The sequence below is a fragment of the Actinoplanes sp. DH11 genome (assembly GCF_020873875.1).
Taxonomy (GTDB): domain Bacteria; phylum Actinomycetota; class Actinomycetes; order Mycobacteriales; family Micromonosporaceae; genus Actinoplanes.
The window spans coordinates 145,183-163,754 of the sequence record NZ_JAHWGU010000006.1 but is presented as its reverse complement, the minus strand read 5'-3'; the positions used below and the strand labels follow the sequence as shown (position 1 = coordinate 163,754).

The following is an 18,572-nucleotide window of genomic DNA, read 5'->3' as shown; positions in this document are numbered from 1 at the left end:
CGGAAAAGATACCCGGGGGTCCGCGTGAGCGCAGGTACCTACCGGCTGCGAGCCTTGCGGGTGCTGCGTGCGTTGGCCTTCTGGATCGCGTCGACCAGCTCCGGCTTGGTCATCCGGCTGCGGCCGCTGATCTCGAGGCGCTTGGCCAGATCCATCAGGTGCTGCTTGCTGGCGTTCGCGTCGACGCCGCCGGCGGTGTCCGCCTTCGTGTCGCGCCCACCGGCGGCCTTGGGGTCGCTCGGGCCCTTCTCCGCCTTCGGCTCCCAGTGGTCACCCACCTTCTCGAACGAGTGCTTCACCGCCGCGAACGCGGTCCGGTGCGCGCGCTCGCCCTCGCCGTACTCCTCGACCGCGGAGTCGTGGGTCTTGACGAACGTGTCCTGGGCCTTCTTCGGGGAGCGTGCGATGGTGCTCGGCATGTCCTTGCGGGCGGGCATGGCGGTCTCCTTTCCACGGTGACACCGGATCCCGTTCCCCGCCGGGCCGCGCCGAAACGGTCGATGCCTGCCGGGCGCGGGGGTAATTCGGGCCGGGCACGGGTAGCAAGCCCTGGTGAGCACCGACGCCGTCACCGACCGGCCCGCCGCGCCGTCGGCCTGGGACCCGCTGCGCATCGCCGCCTTCCGCAGCCTGTGGCTGGCGCTGCTGGCCAGCAACATCGGCACCTGGATGCAGACCGTTGGCGCGCAGTGGCTGCTCGTCGAGGAGTCCGGCACCGACACCCTGGTCGCCGTGGTTCAGACCGCGAGCACCCTGCCGATCCTGCTGCTGGCGCTGCCGGCGGGCGCCCTCGCCGACACCTTCGACCGGCGCCGGCTGCTGCTCGCCGTCCAGCTGTTCCTGACCGCCGTCGGGGTCCTGCTCACCGCGCTGACCTTCACCGGGCACATGCCGCCGGCCCTGCTGCTGACCCTGACGTTCGTCCTCGGCGCCGGCCAGGCGGTGACCGGGCCGGCCTGGCAGTCGGTCATCCCGGAGCTGGTGCCGCGCCCGCAGCTGGCGTCCGCCTCCGCGCTCGGCGCGATAAGCATGAACCTGGCCCGTGCGGTCGGCCCGGCCGTTGCCGGACTGCTGATCGCCCGGACCGGCACCGGCGTGGTGTTCGCGCTGAACACGGTGACGTTCGCGCTGTTCGCCGTGGCCCTGATGCGCTGGCGGCCGACGGCGACCCGCAGCACCGGCGCACCCGAACGGTTCGCCGCGGCGGTCCGGTCCGGCAGCCGGTATGTGCGGCACTCCCCGGTGGTGCGGCGCATCCTGCTGCGGGCCGGGCTGTTCCTGGTGCCGGGCAGCGCCCTCTGGGCCCTGCTGCCCCTGGTCGCCAGCCGCGGTCTCGGTCTCGGCTCCGGCGGGTACGGCGTCCTGCTCGGCGCCGTCGGCATCGGCGCCGTGGCAGGTGCGCTGCTGCTGCCCCGGATGCGGGCCCGCTGGTCGCTGAACCGGCTGCTGCTGATCGCCAGCACCGGCTTCGCGGTGGTGCTGGCCCTGCTGGTGCTGGTGCCCTCCGAGTACGCCGTGGTGGCCGCCCTGCTGCCCGCCGGTGTCGCCTGGGTCATGGTGCTGTCCAGCGTGAACGCGGCGATGCAGCTGTTCCTGCCGAACTGGGTACGCGCCCGCGGTCTCGCCGTCTACCAGATGGTCTTCGCCGGCGCCCAAGCCGCCGGAGCGCTCGTCTGGGGCGTTCTCTCCGACGTCTGGGGCCTGCGGACCACCCACCTGATCGCGGCCGCCCTGATGCTGGCCGGCGTGGTGACGCTGCGCTGGTGGCCGATGCGCGACACCAGCGACATGAACCGCGAGCCGGCCGTCTTCTGGCCCGAACCGCACCTCGAACTCGACCCGTCCGACGACGACGGCCCGGTCCTGGTCATGTCCCGCTACCCGGTGAGCCGCGAGCACGAGACCGCATTCGTCGAGGCGATGGAACGGGTCCGCCTGAGCCGCCTGCGCACCGGCGCGCTGCGCTGGGGCCTGTTCCGCGACGGCGCCGACCCGTCCCGGTTCGTCGAGGCCTACGTGGTGCCGAGCTGGGGCGAGCATCTGCGCCAGCACACCGGCCGCCTGACCGGAACAGATCAGGAGATAGAGGAGTACGCCCTCTCCCTGGCCGACGGCCCCGCAGAGGTGAGTCACCTGGTCTCCGCCCGCTGACACCGCACGCGCGGTGTCAGCCGGTCGTGCGCGCCGCCCACACCGGCGCCGCACCGTGATCACTGCCCAGCCGATGCGAGCGCATAAAGCCGCGCCCTCGCGTTGTGGCTGCGGCGGAGCGGGGTGCGCCGCCCTCAGCGAGATGTTGATCTGCTAGCGCTACGAAATCGCTGTGATCAAGGAGTCAAAACCGCGATTTCGCATCGCTAGCAGATCAACATCGCCCCGCGAACCCAAGGCAGTCGATCGCGGCTACCTGTTGAGGGACCGCAACAGAGCCAAGGGCAAGGCAACACCAGCCGGCCGGTCGGGGCGGATCCGGGCGGATTCGGGCGGATCCGGGCGGGTCGGGTCCGGTCGGGTCGGGTCGGGTCGGGTCGGGTGAACAATCGCCGAACGGGCGCGACCGGGTTGCCCCCGCGGGATCGGGTTGGCAGGATCGGCGTTCATGCTGATCACTCGCCGCAGGGTCCTGGGCGCCGGAGCTGTCGCTGCCGCAGCTGCCTTGACCGGTTGTGGTCAGGCAGCCCAATCCGGCCGTGGCCGCATTCCCGACATTTCCGAAATGTCCCGCGAGGCGGGGACGAGCGGCACGGGCACGAACGGCGCGGGCACGAACGGCGCGGGGACGGGCGGCGCGGAAGCGGGCGGCGCGGGCACGGGCAGTGACGGCGCGGGCGGGACCGGTGAGGTCACGGCGGACGGGGTCGCGGCCACTGCCGCCTACACGGCGCCGCTGACCAAGGTGCTCACCAAGTACCTCAAGCCGACCAAGGCGAACCCGAAGCATCCCACCTACGCCGGCGCCGTGGCGGTCGTCATGGTCGACGGGAAGGTCACGGCGAACATCGCGGTCGGCCACGCGCTGCGGTACAAGGCCGGGCCGGTCGAGTTGGCCGCCGCGAAACGCGTACCCATGCGCACTGATTCGATCTTTGATCTGGCCTCGCTCACCAAGGTCTACACGGCGGTGCTGCTGATGCAGCAGGTCGAGCGCGGCCGGGTGGACCTCGACGCGCCGGTGGTGCGCTACCTACCCGGGTTCACCGGCAAGGGCAAGAGCCGGGTCACGGTACGCATGCTGCTCGCACACACCAGCGGCCTGCCCGTCGGCGCGACCATGAAGAACGCCGCCGACAAGCGGGCCAAGGTACTCGCCACGCCGCTGCTGACCGGCGCGACGCCCGGGACCACGTACCGCTATTCCAGCGTCGGCCTGATGGTCGCCGCCCAGCTGGTGGAGAAGGTCACCGGCAGCAGCCTGCCGGCCGCCCTGAGGAACGGCATCACCGGCCCGCTGGGACTGCGCACCACCGGCTTCACCCCGCTCACCTGGCTGCCCAAGGCTGACCAGGCGAAACGGCTGGTCGCTACCGACGCTCGCACCTCCCGCGGCCTGTTGCGCGGCACCGTCCACGACGACGTGGCCGCCCAGATGGGTGGCGCGATCGGCAGCGCCGGGTTGTTCGGCACCGCGCACGAGGTGGCCGTGCTCGGTCAGATGCTGCTGGGCGGCGGTGCCCACAACGGCAAGCGGGTGCTGCGGGCCGCGACGGTGACGCAGATGCTCACCAACCAGAACCGGGGCCTCAAGGCCGTCGACCCGGACCGCCCGGGCCGCCCGGCCGACCACGGTCTCGGTGTCACGCTGCGCCAGCCGTGGTTCATGGGCAAGCTCTCATCGGCGACCACTTTCGGTCACACCGGTTTCACCGGCACCTCGCTGCTCGTGCATCCCGGTCACCGGCTTGTGCTCGCGCTGCTGACCAACCGCGCGCACCCCAACTGGAGCTGGGCGAACCCGGACCCGATGCGCGCCGAGGTGGCCGACGTGCTGGCGGCCCATCTCTGAGCTGCCCAGCTCTGAGCCGTTCACCTCAGAGCCGCCCACCTCAGAGCCGCCTCTACCACCGAGCCGCCTCCACCACCGAGCTGCCTCTACCACCACGGGTCGATAAATGTCGCTGATGCGCTGATTCGGAGCGAATTGCCGTAGCAGCGGCATATAACGGAGGGTGAGCACCACATTCCCGTCTGAGGAGCTGTGCATGACCACCGTCGCCCCGAGGCCGACCGTCACCCGGCCCCACGCGCTGCGCCGGCAGGTGAAAGGTTCGGCACTGACCCGGATCCTGCGTACGACGGACGCGAAACAGATCGGGATCATGTACCTGGTCACGTCGGTCGCGTTCTACATCATCGGCGGGGTGATGGCGCTGCTGATCCGCGGCGAGCTGGCCCGGCCGGGCATGCAGTTCCTGTCGCCGGAACAGTACAACCAGCTGTTCACCATGCACGGCACGGCGATGCTGCTGTTTTTCGCGACCCCGATCGTGTTCGCGTTCGCCAACTACGTCGTGCCGATCCAGATCGGTGCGCCCGACGTGGCGTTCCCGCGGCTCAACGCGTTCGCGTACTGGCTGTACCTGTTCGGCACGCTGACGGCGATGGGCGGGTTCATCATGCCCGGCGGTGCGGCCGACTTCGGCTGGTTCGCGTACACCCCGCTGAGCGACTCGCTGCACTCCCCCGGCATCGGCGGCAACGCCTGGGTGGTGGGCCTGGCGATCGGTGGCCTCGGCACGATCCTCGGCTCGGTCAACCTGATCACCACGATCCTGACCCTGCGGGCACCGGGCATGACCATGTTCCGGATGCCGATCATGACCTGGAACATCCTGGTCACGGCCCTGCTCGCGATCCTCGTCTTCCCGTTCCTGGCGGCCGCGCTCTTCGCGCTCGCCGCGGACCGGGTGCTCGGCGCCCACGTCTTCGACGTGGAGACCGGCGGGCCGATGCTCTGGCAGCACCTCTTCTGGTTCTTCGGCCACCCCGAGGTGTACATCATCGCGCTGCCGTTCTTCGGCATCATCACCGAAGTCGTGCCGGTGTTCAGCCGCAAGCCGGTCTTCGGCTACAAGGGCCTGGTCGCGGCGACGCTGCTGATCGGGGCCCTGTCGATGAGCGTGTGGGCGCACCACATGTTCGCCACCGGCCAGGTGCTGCTGCCGTTCTTCAGCTTCCTGAGCTTCCTGATCGCGGTGCCGACCGGCATGAAGTTCTTCGTCTGGATCGGCACCATGTGGCGCGGCCAGATCAGTTTCGAGTCGCCGATGCTCTTCGCGGTCGGCTTCATGGTGACGTTCCTCTTCGGTGGTCTCTCCGGCGTGCTGCTCGCCGCCCCGCCGATCGACTTCCACGTCTCCGACTCGTACTTCGTGATCGCGCACTTCCACTACGTGCTGTTCGGCACGATCGTGTTCGCGGTCTTCGCCGGCATCTACTTCTGGTTCCCGAAGATGTTCGGCCGGATGCTCGACGAGCGGCTCGCCAAGATTCACTTCTGGCTGACGTTCCTCGGCTTCCACGCGACCTTCCTGGTGCAGCACTGGCTGGGCAACCAGGGCATGCCGCGGCGGTACGCCGACTACCTGCCGGGCGACGACTTCACCTTCCTGAACACGTTCTCGACGGTCGGCTCGTTCGTCCTGGGCATCGCGACACTGCCGTTCATCTACAACGTGTGGAAGTCCTACAAGGTCGGCAAGGTTGTCACCGCGGAGGACCCGTGGGGTCACGGCAACTCGCTCGAGTGGGCCACCACCACCCCGCCGCCGCTGCGCAACTTCGACCGGATGCCGCGGATCCGCTCCGAGCGCCCCGCCTTCGACGCCAAGTTCCCGCACCTCGCCGCCGGCGAACAGTCCCTGGCGGGCCCGCCCGAGGGCGGCGCGCGGCCGCTGACAAGCGAGTCCGACGGCGGCGCCACCTACCAGGAGGACCGCAGCGACCGCTGACCGCCGCAACCGAACATCCAGCCCAGGCCCGCCCTGCCGACCCCGGCGCGGCGGGCCTTGCGGTCGACGGAAGCGCGACGCCCGGCGCGGCGGGCCTTGCGGTCGACGGGAGCGCGACGCCCGGCGCGGCGGGCGTTGTGGTCGACGGGAGCGCTAGAAGCGGCGGGACCCGGGTGGGGCCGTGCTGCCCCGTTCGACGAGCGCCGTCGGGACCACCGCCTCGCCCGGTGCGAGACCGGCGTCCCCGATCCGGCGCACGGCCGCCCGCACCGCCGCGACCCCCATCAACTCCGGGTCCTGCCGCACGGTGGTCAGGTCGACCGACGAGAGCCGGGCGATCGGTGCGTCGTCGAAGCCGGTGACCGAGACGTCCTGCGGCACGCGTACGCCCTCGCGCAGCAACACCTGCAACACACCGACCGCCGTGTGGTCGTTGGGTGTGACCACCGCGGTCGGCAGCGAGGCACGCCGCAGCAACGTCCGCCCCGCGGTCGCGCCGGCCTCGTCGAAGTAGTCACCCTTGACGTACTCCCCCGGCACCGCGTGCACGTCCGCCGCCAGGCCGAGCCGGCGGACCGCCCGGTCGTAGCCGCGCCGCCGCAGGGCCGCCGCGGGCATGGCGACCGGGTCGACGTACGCGATCGCCCGATGCCCCAGCCCGGCCAGGTGACCGACCATCGCGGCGATGCCCACGTCACCCGCCGAGCGCACCACGTCGTAGTGGGCGTTGCGCCGCCCGTACCCTACGTCGACGACCGGCACCGGGCTGCGCCGGCTCAGCGCGCGCAGCCCCGCGTGGTCCAGGTGCGACCCGATCACTATCAGTCCAGCACACCGGTGGCCGAGCAGTTCCTCGACGGCCTGCCCGGTGGCGCGCACGGCGGTCTGCGCGCTGAGGATGAGGTCGTAGCCGTGGGCGGCGGCAGCCGGGTAGATGTGCTCGATGATCTCCGGTTCGGTCGAGTGCGCCGGCGTGAAGACCACTCCGAGGTCGGTGCTGCGGGTGCGTCGCAGCGATCGGGCGCCGACATGGGCGCTGTACCCGAGTTGTTCGGCCACCTGCCGCACCCGGCGCCGGGTCCGGTCGCTGGCGCCGGGCGCGTCCCGCAGGACCAGCGAGACCAGTTGCCGGGAGACGCCGAGGTGGGCCGCGATGTCGGCCATGGTGGGCGGCCGGCCGCGCCCGGTGTCGTCAGGTCTCATCGGGCACTCCCGGCGATTACACATGGTTGCCGACTCGTCACGGAGACTTGACAAAAACTAGCACGTGCCAGTTCTATGTGGTGCAGCGCACATTCTGGTCGTCACCGGCGGCGCTCCACTTTCTCCCCTGGCCGAGAACGCACTCCACCTGGCCGAGAACGCACTCCACCTGGCCGAGAGCCCAGGCCGATCGCCGTAGCCGGAGGCGTCCCGCATGCCCGCAGACGAAGTCCTCACGATCGGACGCATCGGCGTCGATCTATATCCGGAACAGATCGGGGTGCCGCTCCCCGAAGTTCGCACGTTCGCCAAGTTCCTGGGCGGCAGCCCGACCAACGTGGCCGTCGCCGCAGCCCGGCTCGGCCGGCGCAGCGCCGTGATCACGCGGACCGGCGCCGACCCGTTCGGCGACTACCTGCACCGGGCGTTGTGCGCCTTCGGGGTCGACGACCGCTTCGTCACCCCGGTCGGCGGGCTCCCCACCCCGATCACCTTCTGCGAGATCTTCCCGCCGGACAACTTCCCGCTCTACTTCTACCGCCACCCGAAGGCCCCCGACCTGGAGATCCGGCCGGACGAACTCGACCTCGGCGCGATCGCGGCGGCGGAGATCTTCTGGGTCACCGGCACCGGGCTGTCGCAGGAACCGTCCCGCGGTGCCACCCTGGCGGCGCTGCGGCATCGCGGCCGGGGCGGCATCACCGTGTTCGACCTCGACTACCGGCCGATGTTCTGGGGTTCCCGCAAGGAGGCGAGCGGTTTCTACGCCGAGGCCCTGCCGCTGGTCACCGTGGCGGTCGGCAACCTCGACGAGTGCGAGACAGCGGTGGGCGTACGCGATCCGGGCGAAGCCCTCGCCGCCCTGCACGATGCCGGCGTCGACCTCGCGGTGGTCAAGCAGGGCCCGCGGGGTGTGCTCGCCTCCCGCCGCTCGACCGGCGAGTCGGTGGAGGTGCCACCGGTGCCGGTCCGGGTGGTGAACGGCCTCGGCGCCGGTGACGCGTTCGGCGGAGCGCTCTGCCACGGCCTGCTCGCCGGCTGGGACCTCACCACCGTGATGCGCTTCGGCAACGCCGCCGGCGCCCTTGTCGCCTCCCGCCTGGCCTGCGCCGACGCGATGCCCACCGAGTCCGAGGTACGACACCTGATGGAGGCGGGCGACCATGCCTGAGCCGATCGCCCACCGGGGCCCCGCGCGAGCGGGCGCCAAGCCTGAGATCAGCGACCTTCGGCAGCTGACCGAGGTGCGGGCCCGTCGTCCGGAAGCGATCGCCGCCGCGGCCGCACACCGGCGGCGGCCGGCACCGCACCAGGGCAAGCTCCTGATCATCGCGGCGGATCATCCGGCGCGGGGCGCGCTGCGGGCCGGAGCCGACGCGTACGCCATGGGTGACCGCGCCGGCCTGCTGCACCGGATCCGGATCGCGCTGGAGCGGCCCGGGGTGCACGGCGTCCTCGGCACCCCGGACATCCTCGAGGACCTGCTGCTGCTCGGCGCCCTGGACGACAAGGTCGTGTTCGGCTCGATGAACCGGGGCGGCCTGGCCGGGACCGTTTTCGAGGTCGACGACAGGTTCACCGGGTACGACGCGGCCGGCATCGCGCGGTCCGGCTTCGACGGCGGCAAGATGCTGCTGCGCATCGACCCGGACGACCCGGCAACCGCCGGTACGCTGCAGGCCTGCGCCACCGCGATAAGCGAACTGGCCGAGCGTCGCCTGATCGCGATGGTCGAGCCCTTCATCGCCCACCGGACCGCGGAGCCCACCACCGCAGACCGGCGCGGCGGGCCGTTGCGCAACGAGCTCACCGCCGACGCCATGGTCCGGGCGGTCACCGTTGCCGCCGGCCTGGGCAGCACGTCCGCGTACACCTGGCTCAAGGTCCCGGTCGTCGACGACATGGACCGGGTGCTGTCGGCAACCACGCTTCCCGCGCTGCTGCTCGGCGGCGAGGTGCCGGACGACCCGGACGCCGCGTTCGCCCGGATGCGCAAGGCGCTCGCCCACCCCGCCGCGCAGGGCCTGGTGATCGGCCGCAGCCTGCTCTACCCACCCGGCCGCACCGGACCCGGCGAACCGGCAGGCGGCAGAACACCCGGCGCGGGCGAAGGCGGCAGCCGGACCGCCGACGTGGCGGACGCCGTCGACCGGGCGGTGAGCCTGTTGTGACGACCCCGGCGGAGAGGACGACATCATGAGACTCACCGTGGCACAGGCCGTCGTGCGGTTCCTGGCCGCGCAGTGGACCGAACGCGACGGCGTGCGGCACCGGGCGATCGCCGGCTGTTTCGGTATCTTCGGGCACGGCAACGTGGCCGGAATCGGTCAGGCGCTGCTCCAGGCTCAGCGCACCGGCGAGGCCGCCCTCCCGTACCACCTGGCCCGCAACGAGCAGGCCATGGTGCATACGGCCGCCGGGTTCGCCCGGATGACCAACCGGCTGTCCATGATGGCCTGCACCGCCTCGATCGGGCCGGGCTCCACGAACATGCTGACCGGCGCGGCCCTGGCGACGGTGAACCGGCTGCCGGTGCTGCTGCTGCCCGCCGATGTCTTCGCCACCCGGGTCGCCACGCCGGTGCTCCAGGAACTCGAGGACCCGCGGGCCGGCGACGTCTCGGTGAACGACGCGTTCCGCCCGCTGTCGCGGTTCTTCGACCGGGTCTGGCGCCCGGAGCAGCTGCCGCAGGCGCTGCTGGGCGCGATGCGGGTGCTGACGGACCCCGCGGAGACCGGCGCGGTCACCCTCTGCCTTCCCCAGGACGTGCAGGCGGAGGCGTACGACTTCCCGGACGAGCTGTTCACCGCCCGCGTCTGGCACGTGCCGCGCGCGGTGCCGGAACCGGCCGCCCTGGCCCGCGCGGCCGAGGTGATCCGCTCGGCGGACCGGCCCCTGATCATCGCGGGTGGTGGGGTGATCTACGCGGAGGCGTCCGCCGAGCTGTGCCGGCTGGCCGAGGCGACCGGCATCCCGGTGGCGGACACGCAGGCGGGCAAGGGCGCGATCCCGTGGGATCATCCGCAGTCGGTCGGCGGGGTGGGTTCCACGGGCACCCCGGTGGCGAACCGGCTGGCCCGCGAGGCGGACGTGGTGATCGGGATCGGCACCCGGTACAGCGACTTCACCAGCGCGTCGAACACCGCGTTCCAGCACCCGGGCGTACGGTTCGTCAACCTCAACGTGGCCGCGTTCGACGCCGCCAAGCGGGCCGCCACGACGCTCGTCGCCGACGCCCGGGAGGGCATCGCCGCGCTGACGGCCGCGATCGGGCGCACCTGGCCGGACTCGTTCCGCGACGACGTCGCCCGGTGGCAGCGGGCGGTCGACGCCGCGTACACCGCGCATCGCAGCCCGCTCCCCGCGCAGAGTGAGGTGATCGGGGCGGTGAACGAGGCGTGCGGAACGCGCGACGTCGTGGTGCAGGCCGCCGGCAGCATGCCCGGTGACCTGCAGTTGCTCTGGCGGGCGCGCGACCCCAAGCAGTACCACGTGGAGTACGGCTACTCCTGCATGGGTTTCGAGATCGCCGGCGCCCTCGGGATCAAGATGGCCGACCCGAGCCGTGAGGTGTACGCCCTGGTCGGCGACGGCTCCTACCTGATGATGGCGCAGGAGATCGGCACCGCGGTCGCCGAGGGGATCAAGCTGATCGTGGTGCTGGTGCAGAACCACGGGTTCGCCTCGATCGGCGCGTTGTCGGAGTCGCTCGGTTCGCAGCGGTTCGGCACCAGCTACCGCTACCGCAGCGCCGCGGGTGACTACGACGGCGCGCGCCTGCCGGTCGACCTCGCCGCGAACGCGGAGAGCCTGGGCGCGCGGGTGATCCGCTGCCGCGGTATCGCGGACCTGACCGACGGCCTGAAACGGGCCCGCGCGGCGGACCGGCTCACCGTCGTGCACATCGAGACCGACCCCCTCTCCCCGGTGCCGTCCTCCGAGTCGTGGTGGGACGTGCCGGTGGCCGAGGTCTCCGCGCTGGCGTCGACGCGGTCGGCGCGCGCCGGCTACGAGACCGCCAAGCGTGACCAGCGTCCCTACCTGTGAGGTGAGGTGCGAGATGGCACTTGTCGAACACTGGATCGGCGGCGGGTTCACCGCCGGCACGTCGGGCCGCCGGGGCCCGGTCTTCAACCCGGCGACCGGGCGGCAGCAGCACGAGGTGGCCCTCGGCGGCGCGGCGGAGGTGGACGCCGCCGTGTCCGCCGCGACGGAGGCGTTCGAGCAGTGGGGCCAGGCGTCACTGAGCCGGCGCACGAAGGTGCTGTTCGCCTTCCGGGAGCTGGTCAACGCGAACATCGGGCGGCTCGCCGAGATCGTCTCGGACGAGCACGGCAAGGTCCTGTCGGACGCGGCTGGTGAGGTGCAGCGCGGCCTCGAGGTGATCGAGTTCGCCTGCGGGATCCCGCAGCTGCTCAAGGGCTCGTTCTCGGACCAGGCGTCGACCGGGGTGGACGTGTTCGGTTTCCGGGAGCCGCTCGGGGTCTGCGCCGGCATCACCCCGTTCAACTTCCCGGCCATGGTGCCGATGTGGATGCACCCGGTCGCGATCGCCTGCGGCAACACGTTCGTGCTCAAGCCCAGCGAACGGGACCCGTCGGTCTCCGGCCTGGTGGCGTCGTTGTGGCAGCAGGCCGGGCTGCCGGACGGCGTCTTCAACGTGGTGCACGGCGACAAGGCCGCGGTCGACGCGATCCTCGGCCATCCGGGAGTCGCGGCGGTGTCGTTCGTCGGTTCCACCCCGATCGCGCGGTACATCCACGAGCGGGCCACGGCGACCGGCAAACGGGTGCAGGCACTCGGTGGCGCCAAGAACCACGCGGTGATCATGCCGGATGCCGATCTGTCGTTCGCTGCCGCGCAGCTGTCGGCGGCCGCGTTCGGGTCGGCCGGCGAGCGGTGCATGGCGATCTCGGCGGCCGTCGCGGTCGGCCCGGCGGCCGAGGCCCTGATGCCGGTGCTCGCCCAGCAGGCGGCCACGGTGGTGGTCGGTCCGGGCCGGGACCCGCGCAGCGAGATGGGCCCGGTCGTCACGGCCGGCGCCAAGCAGCGCATCGAAGGGCTCATCGACAGCGGCGAGTCGCAGGGCGCCAAGGTCCTGGTCGACGGCCGGGGACTGCGGGTCGCCGGCCACGAGGACGGGTTCTTCGTCGGGCCGACGGTGCTCGACCAGGTGCGGCCGGAGATGGCGGTCTACACCGAGGAGATCTTCGGGCCGGTGCTGTCGGTGGTGCGGGCGGCCGGCGTCGACGAGGCGATCGCTCTGATCAACAGCAATCCGTACGGCAACGGCACCGCCATCTTCACCGGCAGCGGTGCGGCGGCGCGCCGGTTCCAGCGTGAGGTGCACGTCGGGATGATCGGCATCAACGTCCCGATCCCGGTGCCGATGGCCTACTACTCGTTCGGCGGCTGGAAGGACTCGCTGTTCGGCGCCCACCACATCCACGGTCCGGAGGGCGTCGCGTTCTACACCCGCGGCAAGGTCGTCACCTCCCGCTGGCCGGCGCAGCAGTCGATGTCCGACGCGTCCCTGCACTTCCCGACGGCGACCTGACCTCCCGCCGGCGACCTGACCTAGGAGTCTCCATGGCCATCCGACAACTTCGCCTCGGCAGCTGCCCGGACTCGTGGGGCGTGTGGTTCGCCGACGACCCGCTCCAGACACCGTGGCGGCGATTCCTGGACGAACTGACCGCCGCGGGCTACCAGTGGCTGGAGCTCGGCCCGTACGGCTATCTCCCGACCGACCCGGGCGAGTTGAGCGACGAGCTCGTGTCCCGCGGATTGTCGGTGGCCGGCGGCACCGTGGCCGGTGCCGGCGGGCCGCACAAGGACTTCGGCACCGTGGTCACCGAGACCCGCAAGGTCGCCGAGCTGACCGCTGCCCTCGGTGCCGAGAACCTGATCTTCGTGCCGGTCCCCGGGTACCGCGACGACGTGACCGGTGCCTACTCGGAACCGGCCGAGCTGGACCCGGACCGCTGGAAGACGCTCATCGGCAACAGCAACACGCTGGGCCGGATGCTCTTCGAGGAGTACGGGCTGCGGATGCGTTTCCACCCGCACGCCGACTACCACGTGGAGACGCAGGCACAGACCGAGCGGTTCCTCGACGAGACCGATCCGCGGTTCGTCTCGCTCTGCCTGGACACCGGGCATCTCGCGTACCGGCGGGCCGACGTCCCGGCGATCATCCGGAAGTACCCGGACCGGATCGGTTACGTCCACATCAAGCAGATGGACCCGGCGATCGCCGATCTGGCGGCGGCCGAGGACCTGGCGTTCGGCCAGGCCGTCGCGATGGGCGCGAGCGTGGAACCGCCCGCCGGCCGGCCCGAGGTGCCGCCGGTGCTGGACGCGCTGGCGGAGCTGGAGGCCGCGCTCTTCGTCGTGGTCGAGCAGGACATGTACCCGGTCGACTTCGACCGGCCGCTGCCGATCGCCACGCGCACGCGGGCGTACCTGAACTCTCTCGGATTGGAAGGACGGAAATGATGAGGATTCTTCGTCCGATCGCCGTCGCCGCGGTGGCGGTGCTCGGTCTGGCCGCGTGCAGTGACGGCGGCCGGGAGCGGACCGACGACTCGGAGTCCGGTGGCGGCAACGCGCCGGGCAGTTCCGGCTGGACGGTCGCCATGATCACCCACGAGACGCCCGGCGACACGTTCTGGGACAAGATCAAGGCAGGGGCGCAGCAGGCCGCCAAGGACACCGGCGTGACCCTGAAGTACTCCAACGACCCGGACGCCGGCCGGCAGGCCGTGCTGATCCAGAACGCCATCGACTCCAAGGTCAACGGGATCGCCAGCACGCTTGTCACCCCGGACGCCCTGGCCGGCGCGGTCAAGTCGGCCACCGACGCGGGCATCCCGCTGGTGGGCTTCAACTCCGGCATCGACCAGTACGCCCGGCTCGGCGCGCTGATGTACTTCGGCTCCGACGAGAACGTGGCAGGCACCACCGCCGGGCAGCGGATGCAGGAGGCCGGCGCGAAGCACCCGCTCTGCGTGATCCACCAGCAGGGTTCGGTCGCGCTCGAAGCCCGCTGCGCCGGTGTGAAGAGCGCCGTCGCGGGGACCGAGAACCTCCAGGTGAACGGCGCGGACGACGCGGCGGTGGTGGCCACGTTGCAGGCGAAGCTGGCGCAGGACGACTCCATCGACTACATCGTCACGCTCGGCGCCCCGGTCGCCCTCGACGCGCTCAAGGCGATGGAACAGGCCGGCAGCAGCGCCAAGCTGATCACTTTCGACCTGAACATCGCGGCCGCCGAGCAGATCAAGGCCGGCAAGATCGAGTTCTCGATCGACCAGCAGCCGTACGTGCAGGGTTATCTGGCGGTCAACTCGCTCTACCTGCACCTGAAGAACGGCAACGACATCGGCGGCGGCCGTGCCGTGCTGACCGGCCCGTCCTTCGTCGACGCCTCGAACATCGACACCATCCTGCCCTTCGCCCAGAAGAACACCCGGTAGCCGGCCATGGCGCACTCCGTCACGGCGAACCCGCCGAACCGCGTACGCCTCGGCTGGTCGAACCGGATCCTGGCCCGCCCCGAGGTCGGCGCGTTCGTCGCCGCCGTCGTCATCGGCATCTTCTTCATGGTGATGGCGCCGTCGTTCCGGTCGGCCGACTCGTTCTTCACGGTGCTCTACCAGTCGTCGGTCATCGGCATCGTCGCGGTCGGCGTCGGCCTGCTGATGATCGGCGGGGAGTTCGACCTGTCCGCCGGCGTCATCGTCTACAGCGCCGGGCTGTTCAACTCGATGTTCTGCTGGTACCTCGGCGTCAACCTCTGGGTCGGCGCCGCGCTGTCGCTGGTCTTCTGCCTGATGATCGGCGCGCTCAACGGCTACCTGGTGATGCGGACCGGGATCCCCAGCTTCCTGATCACGCTCGGCACCTTCTTCGTGCTCCAGGGCGCCAACCTCGGCCTGACCAAGCAGATCACCGGCTCGGTGTCGTCCACCGACATCAGCCGGATCGACGGGTACGACAGCCTCGGCGTGGTCTTCGCCTCCAGCTTCAAGATCGGCTCGGTGACGGTCTGGATCACGGTGATCTACTGGCTGCTGCTGATCGCGCTGGCCGCCTGGATCCTGCAGCGCACCCGGAGCGGCAACTGGATCTTCGCGGTCGGCGGGGCGCCGGACAGTGCGCGGGCGGTGGGCGTACCCCTGGTCCGCACCAAGATCTTGCTGTTCATGACCGTGTCGTTCCTGGGCTGGTTCGTCGGCATGCACCAGCTCTACCGGTTCAACACGCTGCAGGCCGGCGGCGGTGTCGGCAACGAGTTCCTCTACATCATCGCCGCGGTGGTCGGCGGCACCCTGCTCACCGGCGGCTTCGGCAGCGCCATCGGCGTCGCGATCGGCGCGTTCATCTTCGGCATGACCAGCCTCGGCATCGTCTACGCCGGGTGGGACCCGAACTGGTTCCGCGCCTTCCTCGGCGTGATGCTGCTGCTCGCGGTCCTGGTGAACCTCTACGTGAAGCGGCTCTCCACGACGAGAAAGGTGGGCTGAGGCGATGACCGACACCCTGGCCGAGCACGCCGACCGCGAACTGCACCGGGGCGAGCCGCTGATCGAGATGGAGGCGGTCGGCAAGAGTTACGGCGCGATCCGGGCGCTCAAGGACATCAACCTGCGGGTCAACGCCGGCGAGGTGACATGCGTGCTCGGCGACAACGGCGCCGGCAAGTCGACCCTCATCAAGATCATGTCGGGTCTGCACCCGCACAACGAGGGCATTCTGCGCGTCGACGGCACGGAACTGCGGTTCGGCTCCCCGCGCGAGGCCCTGGACCACGGCATCGCCACCGTCTACCAGGACTTGGCGGTGGTGCCGCTGCTGGAGGTCTGGCGCAACTTCTTCCTCGGCTCCGAACTGACCGCCGGGCGCTACCCGCTGGCCGGGCTGCGGGTCGGGCAGATGCGCGAGATCGCCGACGCCGAGCTGCGCAAGATGGGCATCGAGGTCAAGGACATCAACCAGCCCATCGGTACGCTCTCCGGCGGCCAGCGGCAATGCGTGGCGATCGCCCGCGCGGTGTACTTCGGCGCTCGCGTGCTGATCCTCGACGAACCCACCGCGGCCCTCGGCGTCAAACAGTCCGGCGTGGTGCTGAAGTACGTCGCCGCCGCCCGCGACGCCGGCCTCGGCGTCGTCTTCATCACCCACAACCCGCACCACGCCTACCTGGTCGGCGACCACTTCGTGATCCTCAAACTGGGCCGGGCCGTGCTCGACCGCACGCGTGCCGAGGTCGGCCTCGACCAGCTCACCACCCAGATGGCCGGCGGGGACGAACTCGCCGAACTCTCCCACGAGCTCGGCCGGAAAGAGGCCTGACCATGCTGGGAGTGGGCGTCATCGGCACCGGCATGATCGGGCAGGACCACATCCGGCGGATGAGCCGGGTGGTGTCCGGCGCCCGCGTGGTCGCGCTCACCGACACCGACACGGCCGTCGCCGGCGAGGTCGCCGCCGGCGTCGGCGCGGCCGTGCACGCCACCGGCGAGGACGTGATCGCCGACCCGCGGGTGGACGCCGTGGTGGTCTGCTCCTGGGGGCCGTCCCACGAGCAGTACGTGCTCGCCTCCATCGCCGCCGGCAAGCCCGTCTTCTGCGAGAAGCCGCTGGCCACCACCCAGCAGGCCTGTCTGCGGATCGTCGAGGCGGAAGTCGCGCACGGCAGCCGGCTGGTGCAGGTCGGGTTCATGCGCCGCTACGACGCGGCGTACCGCTCGCTGCGCGCCGTCACCGCCGGCGGCGAGATCGGTGCCGCGCTGATGATGCACTGCGCCCACCGCAACCCGATGGTCCCCGGCTACTACGAGAAGGAGAGCGCGATCGTCGACACCGCGGTGCACGAGATCGACATGGTGCGCTGGATGTTCGGCCAGGAGATCGCCGCCGCCCGGGTGCTCGTCCCCCGGCGCAGCCGCAACGGCGGTGACCTGCAGGACCCGCTGCTGCTGATCCTGGAGACCGCCGGCGGGGTGCTCGTCGACGTCGAGATCTCGGTGAACATCCGGTACGGGTACGACATCCGCGGCGAAGTCGTCGGCGAGCACGGCACCGCGACGCTCGCCGAACCCGTACCGGTCACCGTCCGCCGCGCCGGTTTCGTCGCCACGCCGGTGCCCGCGGACTGGCGGGAACGCTTCGTCACCGCCTACGACACCGAGTTCCAGGAATGGATCGACGCCCTCGCCGACGGCGGCCGCACCGTCGGGCCCAGCGCCTGGGACGGTTACGCCGCCGCGGCCGTCTGCGACGCCGGGGTCGCCGCCCTGCACACCGGCGACCGCGTCCCGGTGGCCCTGGCCGACCAGCCCAAGCTCTACCGGGGTGCGGAGGTCACACCGTGAAAATCGCCCTCGACCCGTACATGCTGCGCCGCGTCCCGCTGCTCGACCTGCCCCGGATGGTCGCCGGCCTCGGCTACCACCGCATCGAACTCAGCCCGCGCGACGACTTCCTGCCGTTCTTCCGGCACCCGCGCGCCGACGACGCGCTCGTGGCGGCGTTCCGCAAGGCGCTCGCCGACGCCGAGGTCCAGGTGGCCTCGGTGCTGCCGCTCTACCGCTGGTCCGGGCCCGACGAGGACGCCCGGCAGGCCGCGGTCCGCTACTGGCGGCGGGCCATCCAGATCACCGTCGACCTCGGCGTGGACGTGATGAACTCCGAGTTCAACGGCCGGCCCGCGCAGCCCGACGCGAGCGAGGCCCAGTTCTGGCGGTCCCTCGACGAGCTGCTGCCGATCCTGGAACGCGAAGGCGTACGCCTCGTCCTCGAACCCCACCCCGACGACTTCGTGGAGGACGGCACCGCCGGGGTCGACCTGGTCCGCGGCATAAACTCCGGCCAGGTCAGCTTCCTCTACTGCGCGCCGCACACCTTCCACCAGGGCGGCGACGCACCCGCCGTGATCCGGCACGCCGGGCCGCTGCTCACCCACCTGCACCTGGCCGACTCCTTCGACCACCGGGCGTCGTCCGGGCTGCGCTACATCGTCAACCCACCCGGCTCGGCGGCACGGGTGCACCAGCACCTCGACATCGGGCAGGGCGAGGTGGACTGGGAGGCGTTCTTCCGTACCCTCGCCGAGGCCGGCTTCGACGGCCTCGCCACGATCTGCGTCTTCGCCTGGGAGGACCGCGCCGAACAGAGCTGCCGGTTCAACCTGGCGAAGGTGCGGCAGTACGCCGAGAAGTACGGTCTGTAACGATTCCCGGGGCCGGCTGCGGTCCTCGCGTGCCGGTTGTTGCCGTCCTCTGCGTGCCGGGTGCTGCGGCCTCGCGTGCCGGTTGTTGCCGCGGTCCTCTGCGTGCCGGGTGCCGGGGCCCTCGCGTGCCGGCTTTCCGCGTCCTCGCGTGCCGGCTGGCTGCGGCGAAGATCTCGGGTGGGTGG

Annotated in this window: 15 protein-coding genes; 13 read left to right on the top strand and 2 right to left on the bottom strand. The window is 71.1% G+C overall.

Annotated features, from left to right (window positions below):
- Window positions 1-38 precede the first annotated feature (38 nt).
- Window positions 39-437 carry a ChaB family protein gene (locus LPA41_RS11130; RefSeq protein WP_229070026.1) on the bottom strand — a complete coding sequence of 133 codons (399 nt, stop codon included), beginning with the start codon at window positions 435-437 and terminating at the stop codon, window positions 39-41.
- A gap of 115 nt (window positions 438-552) precedes the next feature.
- Here LPA41_RS11130 and LPA41_RS11125 point away from each other — a divergent pair, with 115 nt between their 5' ends.
- From LPA41_RS11125 to ctaD, 3 genes are all read left to right on the top strand, one after another.
- On the top strand, window positions 553-2,151 hold the full coding sequence (locus tag LPA41_RS11125; protein WP_229070025.1) for an MFS transporter: 1,599 nt from the start codon (window positions 553-555) through the stop codon (window positions 2,149-2,151).
- A gap of 565 nt (window positions 2,152-2,716) precedes the next feature.
- Complete coding sequence (locus LPA41_RS11120; RefSeq protein WP_229070024.1) at window positions 2,717-4,003, top strand: serine hydrolase; 1,287 nt, start codon at window positions 2,717-2,719, stop codon at window positions 4,001-4,003.
- A 196-nt stretch (window positions 4,004-4,199) separates the two neighbouring features.
- A complete protein-coding gene (ctaD, locus tag LPA41_RS11115) occupies window positions 4,200-5,948 on the top strand; it encodes a cytochrome c oxidase subunit I (RefSeq protein WP_229070023.1) in 1,749 nt (582 codons plus the stop codon).
- A 153-nt stretch (window positions 5,949-6,101) separates the two neighbouring features.
- On the opposite strand, the gene LPA41_RS11110 is transcribed toward ctaD, so the two are convergent.
- Window positions 6,102-7,151, bottom strand: coding sequence for a LacI family DNA-binding transcriptional regulator (locus LPA41_RS11110; RefSeq protein ID WP_229070022.1), 1,050 nt, complete (start codon window positions 7,149-7,151; stop codon window positions 6,102-6,104).
- Between the two features lie 214 nt (window positions 7,152-7,365).
- Between LPA41_RS11110 and iolC the strand changes: the two genes are divergently transcribed.
- The 10 genes from iolC to LPA41_RS11060 are packed head-to-tail and all read left to right on the top strand — an operon-like array spanning window position 7,366 to window position 18,387.
- Window positions 7,366-8,322 (top strand): 5-dehydro-2-deoxygluconokinase, encoded by a 957-nt coding sequence (gene iolC, locus LPA41_RS11105; protein WP_229070021.1) that lies wholly within the window; start codon window positions 7,366-7,368, stop codon window positions 8,320-8,322.
- On the top strand, window positions 8,315-9,322 hold the full coding sequence (locus LPA41_RS11100; protein ID WP_229070020.1) for an aldolase: 1,008 nt from the start codon (window positions 8,315-8,317) through the stop codon (window positions 9,320-9,322). Before iolC ends, LPA41_RS11100 begins: the two co-directional genes overlap by 8 nt.
- A 25-nt stretch (window positions 9,323-9,347) precedes the next feature.
- On the top strand, window positions 9,348-11,198 hold the full coding sequence (gene iolD / locus LPA41_RS11095) for a 3D-(3,5/4)-trihydroxycyclohexane-1,2-dione acylhydrolase (decyclizing) (protein WP_229070019.1): 1,851 nt from the start codon (window positions 9,348-9,350) through the stop codon (window positions 11,196-11,198).
- Window positions 11,199-11,211: 13 nt separating this feature from the next.
- On the top strand, window positions 11,212-12,708 hold the full coding sequence (locus LPA41_RS11090) for a CoA-acylating methylmalonate-semialdehyde dehydrogenase (protein ID WP_229070018.1): 1,497 nt from the start codon (window positions 11,212-11,214) through the stop codon (window positions 12,706-12,708).
- 32 nt (window positions 12,709-12,740) lie between these two features.
- Window positions 12,741-13,649, top strand: a complete 909-nt coding sequence (locus LPA41_RS11085; RefSeq protein WP_229070017.1) for a sugar phosphate isomerase/epimerase — start codon at window positions 12,741-12,743, stop codon at window positions 13,647-13,649.
- Window positions 13,649-14,629, top strand: coding sequence for a substrate-binding domain-containing protein (locus LPA41_RS11080; RefSeq protein WP_229070016.1), 981 nt, complete (start codon window positions 13,649-13,651; stop codon window positions 14,627-14,629). Before LPA41_RS11085 ends, LPA41_RS11080 begins: the two co-directional genes overlap by 1 nt.
- A 6-nt stretch (window positions 14,630-14,635) precedes the next feature.
- Complete coding sequence (locus tag LPA41_RS11075) at window positions 14,636-15,679, top strand: ABC transporter permease (protein WP_229070015.1); 1,044 nt, start codon at window positions 14,636-14,638, stop codon at window positions 15,677-15,679.
- 4 nt (window positions 15,680-15,683) lie between these two features.
- The gene (locus tag LPA41_RS11070) at window positions 15,684-16,508 is read left to right on the top strand and encodes an ATP-binding cassette domain-containing protein (RefSeq protein ID WP_229070014.1); all 825 of its coding nucleotides are present in this window, start codon (window positions 15,684-15,686) and stop codon (window positions 16,506-16,508) included.
- Window positions 16,509-16,510: 2 nt separating this feature from the next.
- Window positions 16,511-17,530 carry a Gfo/Idh/MocA family protein gene (locus tag LPA41_RS11065; protein ID WP_229070013.1) on the top strand — a complete coding sequence of 340 codons (1,020 nt, stop codon included), beginning with the start codon at window positions 16,511-16,513 and terminating at the stop codon, window positions 17,528-17,530.
- A complete protein-coding gene (locus LPA41_RS11060) occupies window positions 17,527-18,387 on the top strand; it encodes a sugar phosphate isomerase/epimerase (RefSeq protein ID WP_229070012.1) in 861 nt (286 codons plus the stop codon). Before LPA41_RS11065 ends, LPA41_RS11060 begins: the two co-directional genes overlap by 4 nt.
- Window positions 18,388-18,572: the final 185 nt, after the last annotated feature.

Excerpts from the sequence above, each read along its gene's own strand:
- LPA41_RS11130 (WP_229070026.1), bottom strand. The coding sequence starts at position 437 with ATGCCCGCCCGCAAGGACATGCCGAGCACCATCGCACGCTCCCCGAAG.
- LPA41_RS11120 (WP_229070024.1), top strand. The coding sequence starts at position 2,717 with ATGTCCCGCGAGGCGGGGACGAGCGGCACGGGCACGAACGGCGCGGGC.
- ctaD (WP_229070023.1), top strand. The coding sequence starts at position 4,200 with ATGACCACCGTCGCCCCGAGGCCGACCGTCACCCGGCCCCACGCGCTG.
- LPA41_RS11110 (WP_229070022.1), bottom strand. The coding sequence starts at position 7,151 with ATGAGACCTGACGACACCGGGCGCGGCCGGCCGCCCACCATGGCCGAC.
- iolC (WP_229070021.1), top strand. The coding sequence starts at position 7,366 with ATGCCCGCAGACGAAGTCCTCACGATCGGACGCATCGGCGTCGATCTA.
- LPA41_RS11100 (WP_229070020.1), top strand. The coding sequence starts at position 8,315 with ATGCCTGAGCCGATCGCCCACCGGGGCCCCGCGCGAGCGGGCGCCAAG.
- iolD (WP_229070019.1), top strand. The coding sequence starts at position 9,348 with ATGAGACTCACCGTGGCACAGGCCGTCGTGCGGTTCCTGGCCGCGCAG.
- LPA41_RS11090 (WP_229070018.1), top strand. The coding sequence starts at position 11,212 with ATGGCACTTGTCGAACACTGGATCGGCGGCGGGTTCACCGCCGGCACG.
- LPA41_RS11085 (WP_229070017.1), top strand. The coding sequence starts at position 12,741 with ATGGCCATCCGACAACTTCGCCTCGGCAGCTGCCCGGACTCGTGGGGC.
- LPA41_RS11080 (WP_229070016.1), top strand. The coding sequence starts at position 13,649 with ATGAGGATTCTTCGTCCGATCGCCGTCGCCGCGGTGGCGGTGCTCGGT.
- LPA41_RS11075 (WP_229070015.1), top strand. The coding sequence starts at position 14,636 with ATGGCGCACTCCGTCACGGCGAACCCGCCGAACCGCGTACGCCTCGGC.
- LPA41_RS11070 (WP_229070014.1), top strand. The coding sequence starts at position 15,684 with ATGACCGACACCCTGGCCGAGCACGCCGACCGCGAACTGCACCGGGGC.
- LPA41_RS11065 (WP_229070013.1), top strand. The coding sequence starts at position 16,511 with ATGCTGGGAGTGGGCGTCATCGGCACCGGCATGATCGGGCAGGACCAC.